21 protein-coding genes and 2 pseudogenes are annotated in these 24,988 nt (G+C 44.7%); 4 read left to right on the plus strand and 19 right to left on the minus strand.

The window, feature by feature from the left end; genetic code table 11:
- Positions 1 to 247: 247 nt before the first annotated feature.
- The 11 genes and pseudogenes from hycI to GKR48_RS01975 all read right to left on the minus strand — a co-directional run bounded on the left by hycI (position 248) and on the right by GKR48_RS01975 (position 11,609).
- A complete protein-coding gene (gene hycI / locus GKR48_RS17825) occupies positions 248 to 700 on the minus strand; it encodes a hydrogenase maturation peptidase HycI (RefSeq protein ID WP_230088566.1) in 453 nt (150 codons plus the stop codon).
- Positions 701 to 835: 135 nt separating this feature from the next.
- Positions 836 to 1,240: pseudogene (locus tag GKR48_RS17830) on the minus strand (formate hydrogenlyase maturation HycH family protein); the annotation flags it as partial.
- Positions 1,233 to 2,015, minus strand: coding sequence for an NADH-quinone oxidoreductase subunit B family protein (locus GKR48_RS01935; RefSeq protein WP_154626563.1), 783 nt, complete (start codon positions 2,013 to 2,015; stop codon positions 1,233 to 1,235). The gene GKR48_RS01935 and the pseudogene GKR48_RS17830, both read right to left, overlap by 8 nt.
- Positions 2,012 to 2,563 carry a hydrogenase 4 subunit H gene (gene hyfH / locus GKR48_RS01940; RefSeq protein ID WP_036949180.1) on the minus strand — a complete coding sequence of 184 codons (552 nt, stop codon included), beginning with the start codon at positions 2,561 to 2,563 and terminating at the stop codon, positions 2,012 to 2,014. The genes GKR48_RS01935 and hyfH overlap by 4 nt, the downstream gene beginning before the upstream one ends.
- Before the next feature lie 12 nt (positions 2,564 to 2,575).
- On the minus strand, positions 2,576 to 4,309 hold the full coding sequence (locus GKR48_RS01945) for a hydrogenase large subunit (protein WP_336431105.1): 1,734 nt from the start codon (positions 4,307 to 4,309) through the stop codon (positions 2,576 to 2,578).
- A gap of 1 nt (position 4,310) precedes the next feature.
- Positions 4,311 to 5,891, minus strand: a complete 1,581-nt coding sequence (locus tag GKR48_RS01950; protein WP_154626565.1) for a hydrogenase 4 subunit F — start codon at positions 5,889 to 5,891, stop codon at positions 4,311 to 4,313.
- A 4-nt stretch (positions 5,892 to 5,895) separates the two neighbouring features.
- The gene (gene hyfE, locus GKR48_RS01955) at positions 5,896 to 6,546 is read right to left on the minus strand and encodes a hydrogenase 4 membrane subunit (RefSeq protein WP_006658444.1); all 651 of its coding nucleotides are present in this window, start codon (positions 6,544 to 6,546) and stop codon (positions 5,896 to 5,898) included.
- Between the two features lie 12 nt (positions 6,547 to 6,558).
- Positions 6,559 to 8,001, minus strand: coding sequence for a hydrogenase 4 subunit D (locus tag GKR48_RS01960; RefSeq protein WP_036949173.1), 1,443 nt, complete (start codon positions 7,999 to 8,001; stop codon positions 6,559 to 6,561).
- 13 nt (positions 8,002 to 8,014) lie between these two features.
- Positions 8,015 to 8,965 (minus strand): respiratory chain complex I subunit 1 family protein, encoded by a 951-nt coding sequence (locus tag GKR48_RS01965; RefSeq protein ID WP_154626567.1) that lies wholly within the window; start codon positions 8,963 to 8,965, stop codon positions 8,015 to 8,017.
- Positions 8,966 to 8,976: 11 nt separating this feature from the next.
- A complete protein-coding gene (hyfB, locus tag GKR48_RS01970; RefSeq protein ID WP_154626569.1) occupies positions 8,977 to 10,992 on the minus strand; it encodes a hydrogenase 4 subunit B in 2,016 nt (671 codons plus the stop codon).
- Entirely contained in the window at positions 10,992 to 11,609 is a 618-nt protein-coding gene (locus GKR48_RS01975; RefSeq protein ID WP_154626571.1) for a 4Fe-4S dicluster domain-containing protein, read from the minus strand. The genes hyfB and GKR48_RS01975 overlap by 1 nt, the downstream gene beginning before the upstream one ends.
- 689 nt (positions 11,610 to 12,298) lie before the next feature.
- Here GKR48_RS01975 and GKR48_RS01980 point away from each other — a divergent pair.
- On the plus strand, positions 12,299 to 13,702 hold the full coding sequence (locus tag GKR48_RS01980) for a cytochrome c peroxidase (protein WP_154626573.1): 1,404 nt from the start codon (positions 12,299 to 12,301) through the stop codon (positions 13,700 to 13,702).
- A 480-nt stretch (positions 13,703 to 14,182) separates the two neighbouring features.
- On the opposite strand, the gene GKR48_RS01985 is transcribed toward GKR48_RS01980, so the two are convergent.
- Positions 14,183 to 15,333 (minus strand): IS3 family transposase gene (locus GKR48_RS01985; protein WP_154626575.1). Its coding sequence is split into 2 segments (ribosomal slippage): positions 14,183 to 15,057 and positions 15,057 to 15,333, totalling 1,152 coding nucleotides; the frame shifts between segments, so codons are not numbered across the junction.
- Positions 15,334 to 15,380: 47 nt separating this feature from the next.
- Between GKR48_RS01985 and GKR48_RS01990 the strand changes: the two genes are divergently transcribed.
- A complete protein-coding gene (locus tag GKR48_RS01990) occupies positions 15,381 to 17,504 on the plus strand; it encodes a TnsA endonuclease N-terminal domain-containing protein (RefSeq protein ID WP_230088565.1) in 2,124 nt (707 codons plus the stop codon).
- Between the two features lie 180 nt (positions 17,505 to 17,684).
- Here the strand turns inward: GKR48_RS01990 and GKR48_RS01995 are convergent.
- Positions 17,685 to 18,508 (minus strand): annotated as a pseudogene (locus tag GKR48_RS01995) (tyrosine-type recombinase/integrase); the annotation flags it as partial.
- A 448-nt stretch (positions 18,509 to 18,956) separates the two neighbouring features.
- Between GKR48_RS01995 and GKR48_RS02000 the strand changes: the two are divergent.
- Together GKR48_RS02000 and GKR48_RS02005 are read left to right on the plus strand one after the other, a co-directional pair.
- Positions 18,957 to 20,213, plus strand: a complete 1,257-nt coding sequence (locus GKR48_RS02000) for a DUF4225 domain-containing protein (RefSeq protein WP_154626577.1) — start codon at positions 18,957 to 18,959, stop codon at positions 20,211 to 20,213.
- Positions 20,214 to 20,570: 357 nt separating this feature from the next.
- Complete coding sequence (locus GKR48_RS02005; protein ID WP_154626579.1) at positions 20,571 to 20,915, plus strand: cell envelope integrity TolA C-terminal domain-containing protein; 345 nt, start codon at positions 20,571 to 20,573, stop codon at positions 20,913 to 20,915.
- A gap of 80 nt (positions 20,916 to 20,995) precedes the next feature.
- Here GKR48_RS02005 and GKR48_RS02010 read toward each other — a convergent pair whose 3' ends face one another.
- The 6 genes from GKR48_RS02010 to GKR48_RS02035 all read right to left on the minus strand — a co-directional run.
- On the minus strand, positions 20,996 to 21,823 hold the full coding sequence (locus GKR48_RS02010) for a DUF932 domain-containing protein (protein ID WP_154626581.1): 828 nt from the start codon (positions 21,821 to 21,823) through the stop codon (positions 20,996 to 20,998).
- Between the two features lie 60 nt (positions 21,824 to 21,883).
- Positions 21,884 to 22,300, minus strand: coding sequence for an antirestriction protein (locus tag GKR48_RS02015; protein WP_154626583.1), 417 nt, complete (start codon positions 22,298 to 22,300; stop codon positions 21,884 to 21,886).
- Positions 22,301 to 22,389: 89 nt separating this feature from the next.
- Positions 22,390 to 22,608 (minus strand): hypothetical protein, encoded by a 219-nt coding sequence (locus tag GKR48_RS02020; RefSeq protein ID WP_154626585.1) that lies wholly within the window; start codon positions 22,606 to 22,608, stop codon positions 22,390 to 22,392.
- Between the two features lie 57 nt (positions 22,609 to 22,665).
- Positions 22,666 to 23,715, minus strand: coding sequence for a hypothetical protein (locus GKR48_RS02025; RefSeq protein WP_154626587.1), 1,050 nt, complete (start codon positions 23,713 to 23,715; stop codon positions 22,666 to 22,668).
- Positions 23,716 to 23,724: 9 nt separating this feature from the next.
- Positions 23,725 to 24,402 (minus strand): helix-turn-helix transcriptional regulator, encoded by a 678-nt coding sequence (locus tag GKR48_RS02030; RefSeq protein ID WP_154626589.1) that lies wholly within the window; start codon positions 24,400 to 24,402, stop codon positions 23,725 to 23,727.
- Between the two features lie 56 nt (positions 24,403 to 24,458).
- Positions 24,459 to 24,988 (minus strand): ubiquinol-cytochrome C chaperone family protein (locus tag GKR48_RS02035; RefSeq protein ID WP_154626591.1); only part of this gene is annotated, 530 nt, incomplete at its 5' end.

The following is a 24,988-nucleotide window of genomic DNA, read 5'->3' on the forward strand; positions in this document are numbered from 1 at the left end:
CTTTATAATAGTGATAATACCCGCTTTAGTTGGTCATTGAACCTAACTCCACGCACAAAACGAGTGACGAGTTTAATAATCATACCGATGCCATATTAAACACTGGGTTTAGACAATTTTGGAGAAATAGCCGAACTTGCAGGGTGCGATACCGTCATTTTTCAGTAAAACCGCACTGCATCCCTGTAGCGCGGTCTATTTATTCCTTTAAAATTTTATCCTTGATATAAAGGCTTCCAGTTTGCCGTTACTCACCCTCAAATAACCGGAATCCCCCTAACCCTTTCCATGCTGGTAAGGCTTGATAAACTTGCTCGACGGCGGCAACCACTTTGTCATTCATCGGCATATAAAAACCGACTAAATCGGGCTGAATACCTAAGAAAATAATTTCCCCGACATCCTCTTTTAACTGATCGATAAGAAAATTCAGCGGCAGATTATGGGTGCTCATAATAAACATTTCGGCGATATCATCAGGGTCGATAACCCGAATTTCCCCCGGCGCTAAACCAATATCTGCGGCATCCACAATTAATAAACGCTCAGGTTTTAAGGCTCTCACTTGGTGAGAAACACTTTCAGGGCTGCTTCCCCCATTAATAGCGACCCAACCATCAATCGGCGTTTCTTGCATGAGGTCAAATAGCATCGGACCTGCGCCATCATCCCCCATCATGCTATTGCCCACCGCCAGCATGAGATTTTGCACGGGTGATGGGTTGTCTGAAGATAAGAGATTTTTTGCTGATGCGCTTTCTGCTGAAGATTCGATTTCCATCGAAAAAGACGGTTGAGTTTGTCTCGCAACATCGCTCATCGGCTGCCTTTTCACAATCAAATAAATTGCCGGCTCACGCTCAATTTCACCGAGTAATCGAATCAGTGTGGCGCTCCATGCCTGATAGGGAGAATCACTGTCTTTAGCGAAACCATCTAATGCTAACGCCAGCATATTGGTGTGGGTGGAATCGATATTAATCTCGCCAAAGGTGATCAAACCCTGTAATTTGCGACGCGCCTCCCCTTCAGGAAGCGCATTCACCCATGCTTGGTAACCATCCAATGGACATTCCAATTCCGTTTTTAAGCAGTCAATCATCCCAACATGGTGACCAATGGCCAGTGAGTAATACATCACTTGCTGCGCGTCTTCTGGCACGTCATCGTCACTGTCGACAAACTTCTGGCGCAGTGACCAGAAAATCACTTTGCCCGTTTCAGTTGCTGACTCACTCATCAATGCCCCCTTGTTGCAGCACGGTCACTAGGCGGTTCACAATCTCACGCAACCGTGGGTCTTGCTCCTCGTCCATCCATGTTTGCATCGTGGCTTTTACTTGGTTTGGCGTTGCCCCATCGAGCAGGGTCAAGAAGCGGTCACTGATTTCTCGACCTTGGTAATATCCCGCTTGGCGGCGCGCTTCACGCTCGATCATCACGCGGGTCGCCAGAGGGATTGATGGCAGTAAAAGCTCCACTTTTTCCCCGTCGGCTTCACGGTGATCTTGCCCGACCAATTTTTGTTTCAATAACCCTAATGCCACCGCAAAACCATAAATCGTGGCAGCAGGGGTTGGTGGGCAACCTGGGATCCACACATCGATCGGCACAATGTGTTCGCTTCCCCCCCAGACACAATACAGATCGTGAAAGATCCCGCCGCCACACCCACAAGCCCCATAAGAGATACAGATTTTTGGATCTGGTGCAGACTCATACGCGCGTAATGCAGGCATGCGCATTGCACGGGTGACAGCACCAGTAAACAGTAAAATATCCGCATGACGCGGAGACGCCACCACTTTGATCCCAAAACGCTCCGCATCAAAAACAGGGGTAATTGCCGAGAAAATCTCGATTTCACATCCGTTGCAGCCACCACAGTCCACGCGATACACATAGGCTGAACGCTTAATATCTTTCAGTAGCGTGCTTTTCAGTTTTGCGACCTGCTCATCGAGCACAATCGGCTGGCTAACGTGATGGTTGACGGGGATATTTGGCAAACTCATGATTTATCTCCCTGAATATGCAAACGGAAGTTCTGACGATCATTATTCAATAAGTTATTTTTTTGCTTACAGGATGGGCAGGTTTCATACATTGGGCGCAGAGCTTCAATGCCGCCTTCCTCTATCCCCGATGCCACCATCAACGCCATGGCATACTCCACGGATTTTTTCGGGGCAAATGCTTCGCCACACTGGCGACAATGTTGCAGGCGGAATGTCCCTTTCATATATAAATCCGCTTTGTTCATTACCGCCGTTTCAAATTCTTCCGTTAAGTGGATGGCGCGAGTCGGGCAAACTTCTTCACAGCGCGCGCAATAAATACAGCGACCTAAAAACAGCTGCCAGCGGCGTTCACCACTTTCTAAGTCAGTTTCCATGGTTAACGCATTGGCAGGGCAAGCGGAAATACAGGCACCACACGCGATGCATTGCTGTGGATCGTACTCGGGTTTACCTCTAAATCCGTGAGCCACTTCCAGCGGTTTGAACGGGTATTTCACCGTTGCAGTACCCGCATTACGAAGGGTTTTAAAAAGTTTAAACATGATGTCCCTCCGTTATTTCATAATCGAATGTTTGCGCTCGATACTGTGCTGTTCGAGCTCTTTGTATGCGACGGTTTTTGCTTTGCGTTTTTTCACATCCACCAGCGTCACGCGGTCAGTACAGGAGTAGCAAGGGTCTAGGCTACCGATAATCAATGGCGCATCAGAAACGGTGTTGCCTTGCAGCATATAACGCAGCACTGGCCAATTCGCGTAAGTGGCAGCACGACAGCGCCAACGATACAGTTTTTGGTTATCGCCGAGCATGCTCCAGTGAACATCTTCACCTCGCGGCGCTTCGGTATAGCCCAGTGCAAATTTATGAGGCTGATAGGTAAAGCCTTCGGTCAGAATTGGGCCTTCTGGCATATTGTCGAGGGCATATTCAATCATCGACAGGGAATCCAACGTCTCTTTGATACGCACCATCACGCGGGAATAAACATCGCAACCATCTAAGGTGAATAATGTTTTTGGTAAATTGCCATAATCCGCAAATGGGTGGTCGAAACGCACATCGCGCTTGAAGCCGCTGGCGCGGATCATCGGTCCCACAGGGCTGTAATCACGGGCAACTTGTGGATCGAGGCGACCGACACCGACGGTGCGTTGCTCCATATTTGGTGTGCTCAGCAACATATCCACCAGCTGAGTCACATCTTGGCGCATCTCTTTAACCAGCTGAATAGTTTTGACACGCTGCTCTTTTAAGAAGTCACGGCGAACCCCGCCAATTAAGTTGGTACCGTAGGTTTTACGGGCGCCTGTCAGTAATTCCGCCATGGTCATGGATTTTTCACGCACACGGAAAAATTGCATGAAACCGGTATCAAAACCGGTGAAGTGGCTCGCTAAACCGATATTCAGCAAGTGGCTGTGTAAACGTTCCACTTCCAGTAACACACTACGAATTGTATGAGCGCGCTGAGGCACATAAATACCGAGCGCATTTTCCACGGAGGTGGTGTACGCCACGCTATGGGTAAAGCCGCAAATACCGCATACGCGGTCAGATAAGAAAGTGACTTCGTTGTAACCCATGCGGGTTTCAGCCAGTTTTTCCATTCCGCGATGCACATAGAACATACGGTAATCCGCATCCACAATGCGCTCGCCATCCACAAATAGACGGAAGTGTCCCGGTTCATCGGAGGTGATATGCAGCGGACCAATTGGCACGATGCGGCTTTGGGTTTTGCTGTCGTTGATAAACTCGTAGGTTTCAGTGTCGGTAGTTGGCGCTGGGCGCTGGCGGTAATCCATGGTGTCTTTGCGCAGTGGATACAGGTCTTCCGGCCAGTCATCCGGCAATACTAAACGACGCTCATCCGGCAAGCCCACTGGGCGTAAACCGTACATATCACGGATTTCACGCTCACCCCATACAGCCGCAGGCACCCGTGGCGTTACAGATGGGAACTCTTGAGTGATTGGGCTAACATAGGCTTTCACCGTCACCCAACACTTTTCCCCCTCTTCCATCGACAGCGCATAATAAACTGCAAACTGCCCATTGAGAGGACGCTCATCGTTCCCCCATAACACCGGCAACCAACCGCCGCAGCCGTAATAGAGGAATTCCACCACTTCTGGCAGCACCTCAGTTTTGACGGTAATGGTGACTTGGTTGGCGGTTTGCCACTCCTCTTCCAGCATGGCATGAGGAAATTTCTCGCGCACTTTTGCCAGATAGCCCGCGCCTTTGCGAACGCCCTGAAGGGTATCTGTATAATTCTGATAGCTCACGTTATTTCTCCTGCGATGAAGGTTCGGAGGTGCTTGCACCCCACGGCCATTGGTAATTTAAGGTGGTAATTTGGTGGTCGGCTGTCGCACTATCTTTGAGCACGATTGTCGCGGCATTTTCCAGTAAGCGACTGACAGGTTGAGGAATATACGTTCCCATCACCAGCATCAGTACAATCAAAATCGCCATTGGTAATGTGGTTAAAATGCCCAGCTCGCCACGCGCTACGCACTCTGGTTGCTCGCCAAATAAGGTTTTGGAGATCATGCGGATCAACCCGCCCAGCACTACCGTAATCAAGATCAGCACCAGCAAGGTTAACCAGAAATGGTTAGCGACCAGCCCCGCCACCACAATCATAAATTCACTTAAAAAGACGTTGAATGGCGGCATACCACCCAGTGCTAATGCGCCCCCCGCAAACACCACCGCGGTAAATGGCATGGTACGCAGCAACCCTTTAACTACCGTAATATCACGCGTGCCATATTTCAGTAACACGTTACCGGAACCGCAGAACAGCAAGGTTTTACCCAAACTGTGGTTTAAGGTATGCAGCAGCGCAGCCAGCACACCTAGAGGCCCGCCGATACCTAATGCCACCGCGATCAGCCCCATGTTTTCCACACTGGAGTAGGCCAGCAAACGCTTCATATCTTTTTGAACCAAGATAAAGAACGCCGCCACCGCCACGGACATTAACCCGAACACCAGCAGTAAGGTTTGAGTAAATTCACCACCAATGGATGACGTGACGATGATGTAGTAACGGATGATAATCAGCAGTGCGCAGTTCAGCAGCACCGCAGACAGCAACGCTGACGTTGGGCTTGGCGCCTCACTGTGCGCATCCGGTAACCAGGCGTGCATTGGGAACAGACCGGTTTTGGTACCAAAACCGATTAACACAAAGACAAAGGCAAGATGCATCAAGGTTGGGTCTAGGAGGTCGGTATATTTCAAGACTTCCGTCCAGAAGATAGCCATTTCAGGATCCGGCATGACGTTCACCGCATTGGCATACACTAAAATAGTACCAAACAGACCAAACGCCACACCTACGCTACAGATAATGATGTATTTCCATGCCGCTTCCAGTGAAGAACGCTGACCGTAAATGCCCACTAAAAACGCTGAGCTCAATGTGGTCGCTTCGACCGCTGCCCACATTAAAATTAGGTTATTACTGGTGATCACCAGCAACATAGTGAACAGAAATAAGTGGAAAAAACCGTAATAGTTACATAAGGTTCCAACACTAATTTCCCCTTCATGCACTTCATGGTTCATATAACCGATGGAGTACAAGCCAGTCAGGAAGCCGACGATCCCTAAGATAGCGAGGAATAACCCGGCGAGGCTATCAAGGTGGATCCAGTGACCTGCCATCAGCAAATCACCGACTTTATCTATCGTGCCAACCATCCAGAGCGATAACACCAGCAATGCCGTGATCCCAATAGCATGGATCACCGTGACAGGGATTTTTGCTCCGTTACCCAATAAGCGGCAGGCAAACGCCAGCAGTGAAATCACCAGCGGGATTGCCATCAATAAGGTTAATAACATTGTTTGACTCATCTCATCACCCCTTCAGCGCGGTCAGTTGATCCACGTTCAGTGTGTTGAGCGTGCGATAAATTTTACGAGCCAATACCGCCATAATGATCACCGCAAAAATGGCGTCTGTGGCGATACCAATCTCCACTAACTCAGGGGCTTTATACGCCAGTAACGCGAGGGTCAGATGGGAGCCGTTTTCCATTAGGCAGTAACCAAAGGCTTGCTTGAGAATATTGCGCTGCGTAACAATGCACAGCAGCCCCAACATAAAGTGCCCAAGAGAAACCGCTAAAGCGGGTTTTAAATCCGCCGCCAAAGGCAGTTTAATTGGCTCGACCACAAACCAGCACAGCACCACAATCACCGCTGCCGCTAACATCAACCAAGCTGGGCTAATCACCCCGCCGTTAGCGGTTGGGTCGGACAATTTTCGGAAGGCGTAGCCCATAATCAGCGGCACTAAAACCACTTTGGTAGCGAATGCGGTACCTGCCCACATTGCCAATTCAGGGGCGTTGAGGGTGTAAGATAACGTGCCGAAAATCGCGACTAACACCAGCGACTGCAACGCATAGAACCAACAAGACACCACCGGCTTTTTCGCGCCGATCACCAGCAGCGACGTGATCATCATCAGCCCTGCCAAATTATTCACTATCATTGAACCAGTCATGCTTTCTCTCCCTTAACCGAGCCAGATGACGGCAATAACACTAGAACAGAAGGACATTACGATCAGTAAGCCGATAACCCACTGCATTGCCCAAGGAACTGCGCTGCCGTTTGCCACTTCTTCGCTAGGTTCCCCCGGAACCACTTTGCCGAACCAGTACAGCAACCATGCAAAGCTCGCGACAGATTCAATCAATACCAACACCATAATTGGCGTTAACACCCAGAACTGTTCAGACAGCGCGAAGCCCGCTGCAAAGATAGGGAATTTACTGAAGAAACCATTAAGTGGTGGAACACCCGCAATAGCCAGTGCCGCCACACAGAAGCCCACACCGAGTAATGGATAGCGTTTTGCCAAACCACGTAAGCGCGGCAGCATACGGGTACCGCAGCTGTAACTCAGCGCGCCCGCCACTAAGAAGAACAGGCTTTTCGCAAATGCGTGGTTGAAGATATACGCGATACCACCATCGAAGGCTTCTTTGGAACCGAAAACGGATAAGGATAAAGCGAGGAAGATATACGCTAACTGCGTGATGGTTGACCATGCCAGCAGACGTTTCATGTCTTTTTGCGGCAGGTACATCATAAATCCATACACCAGTGTGATGACCGCCATCACAACGCCCACCCAACCAATAATTTCTGGCACATGAGTGGAAGACATCAAGCCACGGGCAAAGATATACACACCCACTTTCACCATTGAGGCGGCGTGTAAGTAAGCACTAACTGGAGTTGGGGCTTCCATCGCATCGGGAAGCCAGGCTTGCAGTGGTAACTGCGCTGATTTACCCCATGCGGCAAACAAAATGCCACCAAACACAATCAAGCTTTGCGATTCACTTAGACGGTCGATGGCGCTCAGTGCGAACGTTCCTGTGCTAATAAACAGGGTTGCTGCCGCCATGTATAAACCAAGTGAGCCCACATGGGTAATGAGCAAGGCTTTCATCGCTGAACGCTGCGATTTTTCAGTTTGGTAGTAACCAATGAGCGCCCAAGAACATCCACCGGTAATTTCGAAGAACACCAATTGCCCTAAGATAGTGGAAGAGAGCACAACCCCCGCCATCGCACCGATAAAGATCAGCAAGAAAGCGTAATAACGGCGAGTTGGCCCATGAGCGTGTTCACGGTTTCCTTCAGTGAGATACCCCGTTGAATAGAGGCAAATCAAGAAGCCGAGGAATACCACCGCAAACGCAATCAGCGTGCTCACGCCATCCACGGTAAAACCGAATAACGCCACATCACCTGTCTGGATTAACTCCAGCGTAGTGGCGACCTTGCCACCGTCTAAATAGAGCCAGCCTAATGCTGCCGTTCCCAAAGACGCCAGCAACGCCACTAAGGTACTTAGCCACGGCGCTAGACGGGTGGGTAGCACACTGACCAGCAACGCCCCGATGAACGGGATTATCAAGGTTGCTAGTGCAATATTTTCTAACATGCTTCGTCGCTCCTTATAGACCGGTGAGGTAGAAGACGAATCCGAGTGCCGCAACACCGAATCCTAACCAAGTCACATGGTGCGTTAATAAGAAACGACCACGAGCCAGACTGTTTTCGACCAGCGACGCCAGCACGAAAATCACCAATAATTTCACTAGCAGTAATCCCATCGCTAACAGCACACTGCCAACGGTAAAGACACTGGCATTACCAAATGGGAAGAAAATCGACAGGAACAGAACCGCAACGACCACTTGTTTCAGGCCAATGCCCAATTTCACCATCGCGAATCCTGAACCGGAGTATTCGGTTAATGGGCCTTCTTGCAGCTCTTGCTCCGCTTCCGCCACGTCGAATGGAATTTTGCCCATCTCAATAAATGTCGCAAAACCACAGGCTAACAGCGCTAATAAAGTGGCGGTTGGTGACACCCAACCTTCACTCATGGTGGCGCTGATAGTGCCAATATTAGTGGAGCCCGCAATCAGCGCCACCACCAACAAACCGAGGAATAACGTCGGTTCCACCAGTACGCCAAGTGTCAGTTCACGGCTCGCACCGATACCCGCAAATGGGCTGCCAGTATCGAGACCGGAAAGTGAGAAGAAAAAGCGGAATAACGCAAAGATATACAGCACGATAATGATGTCTGCCGCACCACTAAACAGCGATGTGTTAGTGACCACTGGCAACGCCATCGCTAGCAGTAACATGCTGCCCAGCAGCACATACGGCATGATGCGAAAGATAATGCCAGAATCACGCGGCGCGACAGATTGACGTGTCAGTAGCTTGATAATATCGCGGTAGTCCTGCCAAATACCAGGGCCTTGGCGGGAATGCATTTTGGCGCGAATTTGACGGGAGATCCCTGTGAACAGAGGTGTCAGCAGCAGTAAAACTACGGCTTGAACGACGGCGAAGATCCCTGTCATCAATGTGGGTGTTTCTTGAATCGACATGGTTTCTCTCCTTACGCCGCAATCACAACAAGCAGCACGATCAAGGCCACGACCACATACAGGCAATAGAGCCTGAAGTCCCCGCCTTGCAGGCATTGCATGCGTTTTGCTATTCGGTTAATCACGCGAACCAATGGGTAGATAATTTTCTCATCCCAGAACGGTTCCACCTTCCCTGCCCCCTCTTTCGTCACTTCTAAGGTTCGCGCTAAACGCACTGAAGGGTCGAGCTGAGTACGCAGGCGATACAGCGGTGCAAACATAGAACGCAGCGGCTGAGTAAAACCACCCGCTGACACGGACATCTCTTTTTCCCATGCATAACCACACGCCCAAGCATCCCCTTTACGGCGCGCTTCGAGCTGTTTGCCTTTAAATACCATGTAGATAATCAATGGAATGATAGGCAGTGCGAGCAACAGGAGCAGCGTCATAGCTGGAGAGATCATCGCTTGAGACGCGCTGTTTGGAACTAGCATCGCCCCTTGTGCCACAGTGATATCGGTGGCGTGAGTCAGGGACATCGCCACGTTGGCTAAGACGGGAGCGATATAGGTCGCACCTACCCCTAAAATCACGCAGATAGCCGCTAAAATCAACATCGCGGCTGTCATTGTCCATGGCACTTCGCGAGCATGAGTGGCTTGCTCACTGCGAGCACCACCGCAAAAACTGACACCATACACTTTCACAAAACACATTGCCGCCAATGCCCCGGTGATGGCTAACATCACAATGGCGATTGGGCCGCTGATGCGCATAATGAAAGTGCCTTCGTGGCTCATAGAGAACAGAGATTGGTAGGTGTACCACTCACTCACAAAGCCGTTGAGTGGTGGCAGCGCTGAAATCGCCATACAGCCGATTAAAAACGCGGTTGCGGTGAGTGGCATTAACTTCGCCAAGCCCCCCATTTTTTCCATATCACGGGTATGCACACGGTAAATCACGGCGCCCGCGCCGAGGAACAGTAAGCCTTTAAATACGGCGTGGTTAAGTAAGTGGTAAATCGCACCGAGCAGACCGATAGTTGCCAGCACAGGCATATTGTTTGCCATGCCAACCATCGCCACACCCACCCCCATCAGAATGATCCCGATATTTTCGACGGTATGCCATGCGAGTAAGCGTTTAATGTCGTGCTCAGCCAGTGCATACATAACCCCGAGAACCGAGGAGACTGCACCGAATGCCAGCACCACAATGCCCCACCAGCCTTGAGTGGCACCGAGTAAGTCGATACCTACTTTGATGATCCCAAAGATACCGATTTTTACCATGACGCCGGACATTAATGCTGATGCGTGAGATGGTGCTGCGGGGTGAGCTTGCGGTAACCAGCTGTGCAATGGGAGCATCCCTGCTTTGGCACCAAAGCCAAAAAATCCCAGTAAAAAGACTACCGAGGCCATCGCCGGTGAAAGTGAAAGCTGGCGGAAGGAGTCGAAATCTAAGCTTCCACTTTCACGCCACATTAAGAAGAAGGCGATCATAATTAAAATCGAACCGGCGTGGGCTATAAAGAAGTACAGCAGACCCGCGCGGATGGATTTGTCATCTTGGTCGGCAATGACTAGGAACCAAGAGGCCAGCGACATCATTTCAAACAGAATAATGAAGTAGAAGGCGTTATCCATCACGACCAAGGCGACCATGGAAGCGATAAACAGGTTCAGGAAGAATCCCATGCTCCACGCACCACGACCGCAATATTCCTGAACATAGTTTAAGGAATAGAGGGCACTGACAGTCACCAGCAGCGAAATCACCATCACCATAAAGGCGGCGAGGCTATCTAATCGGACGGCAAAGTTGGCAAACGGGAATGGGCCTTGCGATAGGTAAGTGAGTACTTCGCCACTCATTAACACAGGAATAGAGCTGCATAAGCCCAGCACACCGCCTATCATGGCTGAAATTCCCGCGACATAAATAGCGAGCTTTTCTTGGCGTTTAAAGAGCAACGAAACAAAGCCACCCACCGCGTAGAAAATCACCGACCATAAAAGTAACTGAAGAGGTGTCATTATGGGTTCTCCCGATCAGCAACAAAAATGTCGAACTCTGGCGGCATGGCATCGACAGATGCGCTGCGGCGTTTGGCACTTTCGTTTTCGAGTTGGTGTTCTTCCACCAGATGGAGGGCATCGGTTGGGCAGACTTTGACGCAAGCTGGCCCTTCGTCACTGAAATCACACAGGTCACACTTCACGGCGACATTGCGAATTCCGGCGTTCCACGCAAGGAAGGGATTCATGGTTGGGAGGCTATCTGGCACATCTAATAACCTCTCTTTTGGAACATATTGTTCAAAGAAATCAGGCATATCTACCGGTTTGCTACCTGATGGCGTGATAGCCCCAAATGGGCAAACCAGTCCGCACAGTTTGCACCCGATACACAGGCTTTCGTTCAGCACAATCATGCCATTTTCGTGGGTGATGGCATTGACCGGACACACGCGCGCACACGGGGCATCGTCACATTGACGACAGAGCATCGGTGCGGTGAGCTCGCCAACTTTGACCACCTTTAGTCGCGGATGCATTTGTAATCCTTGGGCTTTATGCGTTTCTGAGCACGCTGCCATGCAGGTATTACATCCGATACACAGTTGTGGGTCTGCAATTACAAAGCGATTCATTCGCTTTCCCCTCCAATCAAATCGATCGAATTATTAATATTGATGGAGTTGTATTAGCATATTTCATGCCATGATTATTTTTGTTATTTATCAAATGGTTAATTTAATCACATGGAAAAATCGACACTAATGACGATAAATTAGGGCGGCAAATAGCCATTATCGACACGAATCTACATCACAAAATATTTTCAGAAGAAATGAATTTCAAAGGGGAATTACTAACTGAATTATTTTTAATAAGTTTCGCGGTAATAAAATAAAAATAACTCGCTACTTTTACATTATTATTTTTAATTTACGCTTTGTTTATTTTTTCTATTTTAAAAATGCATTTATTTTTCAATAAACATAAATATTGACTTAACTTATATAGAAATTTTCTAAATTTATTTTAATTAACGGCAAAATCATCATTACTGACCAATCATTAACAAATGATAATTTTAAGTAAAAAAATAAAAATAACCAAATAAAATCATATAATTATGAAAACAAAAAAACGATAAAAATAAATTTCACTCTTATTAATAGGCAAATCTTATTTCAGCAATCGATTAAACCGATGGCTATCATTGATAAAAATCAAAAACCATTGTGCTTTATTTAACCATAATAGCCCGTCCATAGAATTATATTAACTAAAAATATTTAATTATATTTGACCGCAATCTTCCAAGGATAGTGTAATGAAAAAATTTACTCGCATTACGGTCGCTACCATATTTTTGCTTTTACTCGGTTATTTTGGGTTATCTGGATATGTGTGGTACCACGATAATCAACGAAGACAAAATAGTGACATTCAGACATCTAAAATTGCAGAAAATAATCAAGTCCTCCAATTCTTTGCCGAAAAAGGATGCGATTACTGTCACACGCCGTCAACTGACTTACCTGCTTATGCCTCATTTCCAATTGCTAAACAACTGATGGAGTACGATATTCAACTGGGTTATAAGTCCTTTAACCTTGAAGCCGCTCGCGCTGCGTTAATTGCTGGAGAACCAGTTCCTCAGAGCGAATTAAATAAAATTGAGTGGGTGATGCAGAATCACACCATGCCACCAACACGCTATGTCGCACTGCACTGGGCAAGTAGTGTGAGTGACGAAGAACGCGATAAATTACTCGGTTGGATTGCGAAGCAGCGCGCAGAGCATTATGCCTCCGAGGACACTGCGGTAGAGCACCGCAATGAACCAATCCAACCAATTCCAAAATCACTGGAAGTAGATGATAAGAAAGTGGCGTTAGGCTTTCGCCTGTACCATGACGCTCGCTTATCTGGGGACAGTACCATCTCTTGTGCTCACTGCCACGCGCTAAATGCTGGTGGGGTTGATGGCCGTAAAACCTCCATAGGTGTTGGTGGTGCCGTTGGCCCAATCAACGCACCCACCGTATTCAACTCTGTGTTTAACGTCGAGCAATTCTGGGATGGTCGAGCCCCTGACTTACAAGCACAAGCAGGCGGTCCGCCATTAAATCCAATCGAAATGGCATCCAAATCATGGGATGAAATCATTGTAAAACTGGATAAAGACCCGGTATTAAAACAGGATTTCAATGCGGTTTACCCTGAAGGGTTTACAGGCGACAGCATTACTGATGCCATCGCAGAATTCGAAAAAACCTTAATCACCCCAGATTCACCATTCGATAATTGGTTACGCGGCGATAGTGCTGCACTCACAGCGCAACAGCAGCATGGTTATCAATTATTTAAAGAGAATAAATGTGCAACTTGCCATGGCGGCGTGATCCTCGGTGGTCGTTCTTTCGAGCCGTTAGGTTTGAAGAAAGACTATGAATTCGGTGAAGTTACCGCACAAGACATCGGGCGTATGAATGTCACCTCTGAAGAACGCGATAAACTGCGCCAAAAAGTCCCAACTCTGCGCAATGTTGAGTTAACCGCACCGTATTTTCACCGTGGTGATGTGGCTACCTTAGATGAAGCAGTCAAACAAATGTTGCGTTATCAAGTGGGTAAAGAGTTACCACAAAAAGATGTCGACGATATTGTCGCCTTTCTGAAGAGCTTAACGGGGGTTTACACGCCGTATGTCTCACAGAACGAAGCACAATAATGATTGATTGAGTTTCATAGCACCATGCAATCAGAGTATTTATTAAAATGCATTATGTAGTGGCTAATTACTATTACATATTTGCATGATATTACTGTTTCGCCATAGCCAAAATGGCAATCTAGATACTGAAGAAAGAGTGAATATTTTGTAGATAAATCAATGGCTAGTGTTTATCGCACTAGCCATAAATCTTATTTAGGGGTTGATAACTTCAATACAGTTAAATCGATTATAATCAAACTTACACTGCAGATTTTTTCCCAAAAATACTTTTTCAGTTTGTTCGAATCTCGTCTCGCCTAAAGAGAAGGCCATGCTACCGAGTCCTTAGCACCTTACCTTGGCATACCTTTTATCCATACCAAACCTATCTTTGTGATCTATTATGGCGGATAATATTTGCTCAAATTGACTCTCGCTCTGTTCATCACTGCCTGTTTTACGTAATTCAATGATAGGTGTTCTGCGCAAACTAAATCAGGACACTTTTCTTAAGGAATTTTGTTCATACTCAATGGGTGGCAGATCACCGTTGGCAGTATGAAGCCTTTCTAGGTTGTAATAGCGCATATACGCGGTAACATCTTCTTTCATCTGTTTCCGAGTCGGCTGTGGGATTTTCAGTACCCAATCGTGTTTTAAGCTACCAAAAAATCGTTCAACAACGGTATTATCCCAACAAGCTCCGACATCGCCCATACTTGCTCGAATACCATAACTTGTCAGTAAATGACGATAGTGCTTACTCGTATATTGTGCTCCTCTATCACTATGAAAGACTAAGCCTTTTTCGGGCCGGCGTAAGTTATACGCTTTCATCAAGGCTTTACTGACTAAATCTGCCGTCATTCGTTTATCGATGTACCAACACACAATACGGCGAGAATATAAGTCCATCACGATGGCTAAATACATCCAGCCTTCGCCTGTTTTTAAATAGGTCACATCACCCGCCCACACTTCGTTAGCCGCATGGGGATTAAAATTTTGATTGAGCAAATTATCGGCGACGGCATCACTGTGTTTGCGTTTTGTGGTGACTTTGTAAGCAACGCGCTGAGTGACGACGAGACCAAGCTGAGCCATTAGTTTTTGAACGCCATAAGCACTCACGCTAAAGCCCTCTTTGCATAACCGTTTACGTAACGTTCTATAACCTAAGCTATTTCGACTCTGTTCAAAGATAGCTTTGGCTCTGCGGCACAGGCTAAGTTGTTCTGCGGTGATCAATTTTGCTGGGCGCTTAAGCCAAGCGTAGTAGGCAGAGCGACTTATTTTCATTAACTTGCAGAACTTCAGCACGGGAAACTGTGAAGATAATTGCTTAATTGTTTTAAACGTTACTTGGTTTCCTTTAGCAGGAGGGCGCTGGCTTTTTTTAGGATCTCTTTCTCCATCCTAAGTTCTTTATTTTCCTTTCGAAGCCTTAATAACTCAGCTCTTTCATCGGAATTCAAGCTGCTACCTGATTGCTCAGCGTCGAATTTTGCTTTCCAGTTATAAAGTAATTTATCAGTGATCCCTAAGGAAGCTGCCGCTTTTGGCACGCTATAACCTTGCTCGGTGACTAATGCGACCGCTTCTTGCTTAAACTCAGTGGTATAAATTCTGTTTGTACGTTTTTTCATTTAACACCTCAATAATTGGATTATATTCCATTATTAAAGTGTCCTATTTGATTAAAGCAGATCAGCCAATCGTGGTGGAATTTAAGTTTCACTACCTTGAAGATGCGGGTGTATCACTCAATACGCTTGATGGATCAAAGTTTAATATTATTGTATCGAATAGTCAGAAAATAATTCTAAAACGCGATAGTAAAGGTAAATCAAGCGTCGATAAATTGTATAGCTCAAGCAAAGATATTTACCAAGGTTTGGGTGATATTGGTGATGCTGTTGCCGATATATTGAATATTGATCCAAATTCGCTTGCGGTAGCACCTGAAACAGAAGGTGACTTGGTTACTAATCAGCGTTTTGAAAAGTTAAAAAGACTGCCTCAGTTAGGGATCTTTGTTGACGAAGCACATCATGCTTTTGGGGATCAATTAGCCAAAGATATGGGGGTGAAAAAAGCCACGAATTCGCTGCGTAAAACTATTGATGAGCTGGCTATTAACTTAAAGCATGCCGGAACTCGAGTTGTAGGTTGTTATAACTATACGGGAACACCTTACGTTGGTAAAAGTGTTCTTCCTGAAGTGGTATACGCTTATGGTTTACGCAAAGCTATCGACAACAATTATTTGAAGCAAGTTCGTTTAAATGGCTATAGCAATACAAGGCACGAAGATTTCCTCGAGATTACAATTAATAGCTTTCTCGACGAAATGCACCATTTAAGTGAAGTATCATTAGATATAAATAGCCAGGAGATTACTAAGCCTTTTAGACCGGAAAACATGCTTCCTAAAATGGCTATCTTTGGTACTACAATCGAAGAAGTTACGACAGAAACTCGCCCTGCTGTAGGGAATATTCTCGCCAAACGAGGAATCCCATCAGACAGAATTCTGGTAAACGTAGGTGACTCTAAAGTCACAACCGATGACGATATTCGTGAGTTTAACCGTCTTGATACACCTCAATCAGAGAAACAGTTTATCTTACTGGTTAATAAAGGGCGCGAAGGCTGGAACTGCCGCTCTCTATTTTCTGTAGCTCTGTACCGTGAGCCAAAATCAAAAATATTTGTACTTCAGGCAACCATGCGCTGCTTACGTGCTATTGGCAAAACACAATATACAGGTCATGTTTATCTTACCCAAGATAATCTGAAACTTCTCGATAAAGAACTAGAAGCTAATTTCCGAGTATCCGTGGATGATATTAAAGAGCCTGATCCGAACAAAGAAACTGTTCATATTCGTGTTCTACAACCGCCAGTTAAGATTCCAATTAAGCGTGTCAGACGTAGTTACAAATTGGTGGAAAAGGATGAAAATGTACAGGGATATAAGTTAGGCTTAGACACAATAGAACTCAACGATTATCGTTTAATTCATGAAATTCGTGAAGGCATGAGAATGCCTGATGACCTTGGTAATACGAAAAAAGCAATAAGAGATGATCTTTCTTACCTAAAAGTTCAGAGAAAATTCTCACGTATTTCTCTGGTCGCTGATATTGCACGTTACCTCAATAAACCGTGTATTGGGATCGATAAAATAATCTCTTTAACAGAAGAAAGTTTTGATGGGATATTAGCCTTAGTCAATCAGTTTAACGAAGTACTTTATGATCAAGTGATTCCTCGTCTGTTTAAGGCGATGTATGACATCAATTCAGAGAGTATTGAAGAAGAGTTCGAAGTCGAATTGGTTAAAGAACCGCCTATCGATCCAGGCTATTATACAGTGACCACCACGAAAGATAAGATTATTCGTAAAGCAGATCCTAACGTTGCTAAAGTCGCAAATCGCAGTTTTCACTTAGATAACTACTGTTTTGATTCTAATCCAGAAAGGCAGTTTTTCTGGGATATGCTACATAATGATAAAGTAGAAAAAATCTGGTTTACAGGAATGCTAACGCACGGGCAAAGCGACTTTGTTATCCACTATGTTGATTCTGATACTCAGCGAGTCCGTAGTTACTATCCTGATTTTTTGATCAAGAAACAAGATGGTTCTTATGTGATGATCGAAGTTAAAGGTGAGCACATGATCGATTCACAAAACGTTAAAGATAAAAAAGAGGCTGCTGAGTTAATGGGAGTCTCCTGTGGAATAAACTATGAAATAATCCCGGGAAAGTCAGCGATAGCGGGGTCATATGGACGAGATTTTTTAAATTGAATTTTTTCTTACAGAAACTATCTGGATAAAATAAAAAAATCACTTATTTTTTAACTAGAAAATGCAATAGCTTGTCTTTATGGTTTAAAGACAAGCTAAGCGCTGTTTATACTTTAATTACTCTATAAAACAATACAACTAATGTATACAATAATGAAATATGTTATATTTTGAAGAAAATCATAAAGCTTTCCCAAACCCAAACGCCCCTACATGCCGTTCCCTATTCGCATCCAGATAATCCGCCCACCATTGCACCATCAGCCGCCTTTCCTTAATATGCTCTGCCTTATGAATATAAGCAGCTCTTACTGAGTTACGTTCTTGGTGGCTCATCTGCCTTTCTACTGCATCCTTCGACCACAGTCCTGACTCAATCAACGAGCTACATGCCATTGTTCTGAAACCATGACCACACACTTCCTTCTTAGTGTCATAGCCCATCACTCGTAATGAGTTATTCACTGTGTTTTCACTCATCGATTTTCTAGGATATCGATATTCTAGGATTATGACCGCCGATAAAGATCAGCTCATGGTTACCGCTAAATTGATAGATATGTTTTAAGATCTCAATGGCTTGTCTACTTAAAGGAACTAAATGGGTAGTACGCATTTTTGATCCGCGATGTGAGTGCTTAACCCCTTCTATCGCTTCGCGTTCTGTGGGGATCGTCCACATGGCATTGTCAAAGTTGATTTCATCCCAACGAGCGAAACGCAGTTCACTGGAACGAATGAAGACTAACTAGGTAAATTTGACTGCAAGTTTAGTTAAAGATCTGCCCTTATAATCATCGATACGTTGTAAGAACTCAGGTAGGTGTTTAAGCTTTAATGGGTTCACGTAGATCCCGAGTTTTCAGTTCGGCAATATTGCGTTTACCGATAGCCGCAAAGATATTGTCTTCAAGACTTTTTAATACTCGATGGCTATGCCCTTCAGACCACTTCTTATTGGTTGCATGCCAATCGCGAGCAACTTTCTCGAATGTATTAAAATCTTAGAGATACCAACACATATACCAACAGTAGGTACTTGATGTTAGTTGAATTAGCAACGTTAAAACGCGAAGAAGGATGACAAAACTAGGATTTCAGACATAAAAAAAGACGCTCTAAGCGTCTGATTTTTGGTGCGAAGGCCGGACTCGCTTTTATTAGTCAATACATTGTTTTTATTTGGTATAAATTTACAGATAATTTTTTGTATACTTAAATGTATACTCAGTGGCTTGAAGTTTGAAAAGTGAGTTACTTAAATCCATTACCGCCATAAATAAACCATCATCATAATACCACCTTTATCTTTTCATTGAATATTATTAATAACGTCAATGCTCTACTCCTATCTATTGTAATTCTTGGTAATTGTTAAAAATAACTGGTCAATCGCCTATCGCTAGTCAATAATGATATTTAACTTAAGTTAAATTACGTTTAGGGATAAGCATGGCTATAGGATATTTTTTACGAGTTGGCGATAAAACAACATGTGGCGGTCAAATTTTAACCGGTGACAATACCTTTATATTTCATGGAAGATCTGCTGCACGTCAGGGCGATCTAGTTACCTGTGGAAAGCATTCTGGGACATACAACATACTTGGTGGCGTTAGCAATGTATGGGGTAATGGTAGAATGATGGCAGGAACATTGGATAGCTTTAGCTCCTGTCCATGCAAAGCAAGACTGATAAACTCCATCACTGATTGCTACAGTAAAGAAGATGAACCGATGTCTCGCGCATATAATCCTGTAGCTCCCGAGCCCCCTACTCAGCAACCAATTAGTCAACCAAGTAATAATTACGCTTCTCCTATTATTGCTAATGATAGCAACAAAATTAGAATTGATGCGCAACACCTAATTGATTGTGCAGATGAGCTTTGTGAAAAACATCTCTATTACCCTGAAGTAAAAAGTGAATTTAAAAGCGATGTTGAAAATTTCGCTTATCAAATTGTTCATCAGGTTGAGTCTGGTCAAAAAAGCTACGAGCACGGTTCTGCCGAATTAAAACAAGAAGAAAAAGATCTATACCAGCAATCCGCTGATTGGGTCTTAAATGGGCTATCATTACTTGGTGGAATGGCTATGGTTGGTACTGGTATCGCCTTATGTTCCACAGGTATGGGTTGTATGCTTGGGGCACCTTTAATCGCTCATGGTGCGAATGGTATTTATGAAGGCGGCATTGGTTTTTATGAAGGCAATAGTGATGTTCAGGGTCCATTACGTGAGGGTTATAAGTCAGCAGCTAAAGCACTAGGGTTTAAAGAATCTGTTGGCAATTTAGCCTATGACCTTGTTGATTTTGGTATTTCCGTTAAAGGGAAATTAAAGCTAATTCCTAAACTAAATGAATATGGAAATCCAAAGAAAAACTTATTCTTTAAAGAATACGCGCAAAAAGATCTAGAGCATGCTTATAAGCAAATGAGCAGTAAATTTCTAGTATTTGAAATGATTAGTGATGCAATCTCTATTTCAAAGCTTAGGGATGATGTCAAAAGTATGATGGTCTATGATAAGGATACAGGCCAAACTACATTAGTCATTCGTGAACCTGAAAAAATACAAAATGTAAAAGAAATCGTTGAAGACTGTAAGTATGTATTTGTATTTGGAGGCGATGAACCAAGCTATGTTGAATGTACAGATACTGATGGAAATAAATATAAAGACAGGGAGATCCCTGAATGGTAATAACTTATTATCTAACTGTCTTTTTGGGTGTTTTAGTTTTTTTCTTTATAAGGAAAAATCTAAAAAAACAATTACGATCAGATAAACTTTATAATGTAAAAAGAAAATCAGCTATTTTATTCTTTTATTTCATTGCGATATATAGTGGCATCAATCTAACAGTAGAAAAAACACTAAGTACTGAAAATACTATATTTCATTTTTTATCAATCTTTATGCTATTTTTATTTGTTTTTTTTATCTGGCAATTTGAAGCAATACAGAAACGTAGCTAACTGAAAGTACATTACTTTCAGTTAGCTGTTACTAAATTTCAATCCCAGAAAAATTAGAGATACAAACCCGAGGTTGTTTTTCATGAAGAAGTATTTTTTATTTTTTAGCATTCTTTTTACTGGGCACTTAAACGCAGCCCCAACTAATAAGCATCCAATGGATATCTATGCTTCGAATGTCCAAAAATCTATTCAAAGTCGGTTCTATGATGTTGACCTATACAAAGGAAAAGAATGCGAAATTAAGGTCACTCTCGATAATGACGGCAAATTAATTTCAGCTATTGCTCATGATAAAAATAGTAACAATGACAAAAAGCTTTGCATTCGAGGCATAGAGTTAATTGAAAACACTAAATTTCTGCCTACCCCAGAAGATAACTTAACATCAGATAAAAATGTGTTTTTTATTCTCCTTCGACTATAAAAATCATAAGGTTAGATGGGATGCTAGCTAATTAGCTAACATCCGTAACCTGCCCACCAATAAAATTTTACTTAAGTAAACTAGCTACAGTCAAAATGCTCATGCATCTTTTCAGTCATCACCCACAGCGCCTTATTCAATTTAATATCCCCATCAATGCCATTCACCGAACGAGTACGAGCTCGCTTACCTTTGGCATTTTTGCCCGATAATCCCCCTTTGATTAAATTCTCCTGTAAACGTTGATATACTGTCCAGAGGTCATCTTTCTTATCCTCCCAGCGACGAGGCTGTAATACTTGTTCTTCAGTAATCGGTTGGTGTTCCTCACCAAAGCGATAAGTTAAAGCCGCATGTGCTAAGGCTTGCTGTGCTGGTGGAGGTAACATGAGAGATTGCATTTTTTCACGTTTTTCGGCCACCGTATCAAAGGTTTCTAGCACCTCATAAGCTCCTTCAATGACTTTATCCACAACATTGCCTTTGTGCGGTACTCGCACTTCACCAAAGGTATCACCACAAACTAAACCGTTCGAACATACTGCTCTAAATAATCCCGGTAACATTTGATAGCTACTTGATCCATCATGGCTATTGAGCAAAATAATTTCAGGCACTTGTACGCCCGTAATTTGGTCATGTCGCCGCAGCCTCAACATGTGCTTGGTGTACTCTCGACGGCTGGTATCACGTACACGAGTTTGGCAGGCAAAGAACGGATAGAAGCCTTCTTTTTGAAGGCTATCCAATAAAGTAATGGTTGGGATATAAGTGTAACGCTCACTTCTGGATTCGTGTTTCTCTTCAGAGAACACACTGGGTACAGTACGGAACAACTCTTCAATCGTTAATGGGCGGTCACGACGAATACTATTCGCCGCACCAAAGCGGGAAGCTAAACTAGTCATAATGAGTTTCCTTGAAAATAAATAAGATAGGTAAAACTGAAAGAGTGAATTAAGTGAGATTTAATCGATTAGGTGGAAAATAGCTGAACTTTCAGCATGTTGAATTGCGTAATCACGAAGCTGGTAAAAACGCTCGACTAGTACTTCACTTTCGGTTCTAAATGACCACTGACTATACAACATCAAACAGACGGCAACACCTGCCGCTTCTGGGCTGAGTTTCGCTTCATTACCATTGTGCATATTGAACAGCGTTAATGTTTCATGGTCCAAATCAGGGTAAATAAATGCCCCTCCGTTGGGTAAGGTGCAGTATTCCCAATAGCCGCCAGTATATTCATCACAGAACTGGCCCATGATAGTGAAAATTACCACTTCAAATGTGGCGAAGCCTTTTACTGTGCCAAAGTGGCTTTGCCAGAAACGTGTGCGTTGGTGGTTTGGGACGGGTGTTGTAGAGATTGAATCGAGTGTCATAAAAAAACCTTATTATGGATATTGAGAAATAAAAAAGGCAGACCGATTGGCCTGCCGTTATGTTGAATCTACATTGAAATAGTTGAGTTTTAGTGGTCACTAAATAGCCCGTTAAGCAGTCGCTCAATGGCACCGCCTAATAACGTGGTACAGGCTAGTGTTGCACCAAGTCGAGCCGCTTGAATTTCTGCATCAGAATACTCGCCTTCAAGCGTAAGTTGCTCATTGACCGTCTTCTGGGCGTAGTAGGTGATAGACACCAGTGTCATAACGCTCACAGAGGTGGCGATAAGTTTAAAAATGGACATAGATTACCCTTTAGTCAGGCGTTCACTGAATATGAACGCCGAATAGTGTGTGAAAACTCAGTATTGATATCGGGCGATATCCGGTTTTTGAAAGGATTGTGTTTGGTAGTAAAATAACGCTTTCGCTATTCCGTTAATAATTTGAGGTGTTTCAAGTTTACCTTGGTACGCCCATGCGACGGCATTCGTTCTTGCCGAGCGGCCCAATGTTTTTTCCATCATGGCGGTAAAATCCTCCCGCCCTTGTTTATCCTCTAGGTTATACAGAACATGTGTTAGAACAGGCTTTTCAGGGTTAACGAGGCTCCAAATAAAAACTTGGGTGATTGACCAGTCTTGCGCATTTTGTTGTGCGCGTTTTAGGTCTGTGATGTATTGCTCCGTGATTTGAACGCCTTCATTTTGCTGGTTTTTAAATTGTGTTAACGCATTGGCATTGTGTTGCTGAAGCTCAGAGACCTTTTTCCGGAGCATTGCCTCGACATTTTCCGTTTGGTTTAACCACGGTAATAAATACAAGCCAACATCAGGGGCGTGGTCATTCAATGTCTCCGTTAACGCATTCCACGCTTTAAGCTGGTGCTCTGCTTCCTCTGACGGGGTATAACCGGCATTAAATGCAATCGGTGTCGTCATTGCATAGGGCTGGTCAACATTGCCACGGAGTAGTGACCAGTCCTGTTGAGACAGTGTTGTGATGACCTGTAAAACCTGTGTAAGCCTCTGCTCCTCAAGGGTTGAATCTGTTTTCGGTGTTTCCGCATTGGCAAAACGCGGTATGAGTTTAGTCATACCGTCTATTGCTGTTTGATACCAATTATTTAAATCGTGGTTAATCGCGGTTTGTAATGCCCCTTCAGCTAACTGACACTTATAGACTACCAAGGGCCTTTCTTGTTCATCCATTAAGGTTTCCCATGTAGGCGAAACACAGTCTTTACGGTGGTTGAGTACACCGCCGAGTGTGACACTGCGGTCGTAATCATAAATCAATCCTTGAACACGCAAAATGTCTTGGGAAACAGTCTTAGCAGGAGTTGAGGTTGCATCATCACATCCCAGCAATAGCGCGCTGCTGATGCAGACGGTATAAAAAATAGTTTTCATCTTAATACCTTATAATTTAACGAGTGATTGAATATATTGGTAATGGGGCAAGGCTTGAATAAACGCCTCTTCACATAACCGTTGGTTGAGGTCTTCACGATAACGAAAGCTCCGCGCCGTCATGACCACATCTTGCAAGGCCATTACATCAAAGACATGAATGTGCTGCGCGATATCGGCAGCGAGATACCAATGACCGTGGTAATAAATCAACTTATACGGGGCAACGTTCGTGATGTTTTTTCCTTGGTGGGCAAATTGCAGTAAACGCCGTTTTACAATGGCTTGTGTCAGGATATAAAAGCCCCCGAACAGCGAGGGACGCTGCTCAGGAGGCGTATGATAGACAATGAACGGTGAATCAATTGTCGGGTCGAGCAGAACCGTTAACAGCTTCCTGTCTAAAGCCGGAAACAGTAAGGTGATATGCGTAATGGCGGCAAAACGCAATATGTCCTTATCGGTACGAAAGGGACGCTGTGACGCGGCTAATCGATAGCCACCTTGGTGATATTCCAAGTCCAGATACTGAAGGCGCTCATTAAAGTCACGCCGTAGGGTACGAGTCGAGACATTGAGCTCTTCTGACAACTCGGATAAATAAACGGTTTCTCCTCGAAATAATTGACTGATAATAAACGCCAACCGAGACGCAAGCCGGTCATGGCGAGACACAGAAGTCGACATGATGTTGTCCTTATTAAAATAGCTCCGGCAAGCGGATAAAGTGGGTGTGGTGAACCTTATTGCGATAAGGTCTTTTGTCGTAAGTACGCCACAATGATGCAGGCAGGAACGGTAACCCGATAAGCGGGTCCCGCTAGGTCAGCGACAAGCCATGCCGAGCTCACTGCAAGACCAATCGGACCAGCAATCAAGGAAAGTGCCCGGTGTGCTGCAAAGAGTGTACCGAGTGTGGCTACCCCGCCGAGTGCATTAATCACACCAATGGCTGAGAGTGTGGCCACTTCCAGTGCGGCAATGCCCGAGGTACGGATAGCCGCTTGAACCGCTATCAAAATCAATTGTGGCGTGGGGTTGGTAAGGTTAAGCTGCATATTACGAGAAAAGGTTTGTAACTCTTCCGTGGTCAGCTCATTTAAGCTTTTTTCTAATACTTTCAATAACAAGTTTAATTCCAAGGTTTCGGTATTACCTTCCTTTGGATAATTGACATCAAGGTGGTCACAGACATCCTGTAAGATTTCACGGTACAGCACGCCCTTATTACCTCGAACGAAACTCATCAAGCTGTTAGCCCCAAAGGCTTGCA

Source organism: Providencia sp. wls1943 (assembly GCF_009706275.1).
GTDB lineage: Bacteria > Pseudomonadota > Gammaproteobacteria > Enterobacterales > Enterobacteriaceae > Providencia > Providencia zhijiangensis.

Excerpts from the sequence above, each read along its gene's own strand:
- hycI (WP_230088566.1), bottom strand. The coding sequence starts at position 700 with ATGCTGGCGGTGGGCAATAGCATGATGGGGGATGATGGCGCAGGTCCG.
- GKR48_RS01935 (WP_154626563.1), bottom strand. The coding sequence starts at position 2,015 with ATGAGTTTGCCAAATATCCCCGTCAACCATCACGTTAGCCAGCCGATT.
- hyfH (WP_036949180.1), bottom strand. The coding sequence starts at position 2,563 with ATGTTTAAACTTTTTAAAACCCTTCGTAATGCGGGTACTGCAACGGTG.
- GKR48_RS01950 (WP_154626565.1), bottom strand. The coding sequence starts at position 5,891 with ATGAGTCAAACAATGTTATTAACCTTATTGATGGCAATCCCGCTGGTG.
- hyfE (WP_006658444.1), bottom strand. The coding sequence starts at position 6,546 with ATGACTGGTTCAATGATAGTGAATAATTTGGCAGGGCTGATGATGATC.
- GKR48_RS01960 (WP_036949173.1), bottom strand. The coding sequence starts at position 8,001 with ATGTTAGAAAATATTGCACTAGCAACCTTGATAATCCCGTTCATCGGG.
- GKR48_RS01965 (WP_154626567.1), bottom strand. The coding sequence starts at position 8,965 with ATGTCGATTCAAGAAACACCCACATTGATGACAGGGATCTTCGCCGTC.
- hyfB (WP_154626569.1), bottom strand. The coding sequence starts at position 10,992 with ATGACACCTCTTCAGTTACTTTTATGGTCGGTGATTTTCTACGCGGTG.
- GKR48_RS01975 (WP_154626571.1), bottom strand. The coding sequence starts at position 11,609 with ATGAATCGCTTTGTAATTGCAGACCCACAACTGTGTATCGGATGTAAT.
- GKR48_RS01980 (WP_154626573.1), top strand. The coding sequence starts at position 12,299 with ATGAAAAAATTTACTCGCATTACGGTCGCTACCATATTTTTGCTTTTA.
- GKR48_RS02000 (WP_154626577.1), top strand. The coding sequence starts at position 18,957 with ATGGCTATAGGATATTTTTTACGAGTTGGCGATAAAACAACATGTGGC.
- GKR48_RS02005 (WP_154626579.1), top strand. The coding sequence starts at position 20,571 with ATGAAGAAGTATTTTTTATTTTTTAGCATTCTTTTTACTGGGCACTTA.
- GKR48_RS02010 (WP_154626581.1), bottom strand. The coding sequence starts at position 21,823 with ATGACTAGTTTAGCTTCCCGCTTTGGTGCGGCGAATAGTATTCGTCGT.
- GKR48_RS02015 (WP_154626583.1), bottom strand. The coding sequence starts at position 22,300 with ATGACACTCGATTCAATCTCTACAACACCCGTCCCAAACCACCAACGC.
- GKR48_RS02020 (WP_154626585.1), bottom strand. The coding sequence starts at position 22,608 with ATGTCCATTTTTAAACTTATCGCCACCTCTGTGAGCGTTATGACACTG.
- GKR48_RS02025 (WP_154626587.1), bottom strand. The coding sequence starts at position 23,715 with ATGAAAACTATTTTTTATACCGTCTGCATCAGCAGCGCGCTATTGCTG.
- GKR48_RS02030 (WP_154626589.1), bottom strand. The coding sequence starts at position 24,402 with ATGTCGACTTCTGTGTCTCGCCATGACCGGCTTGCGTCTCGGTTGGCG.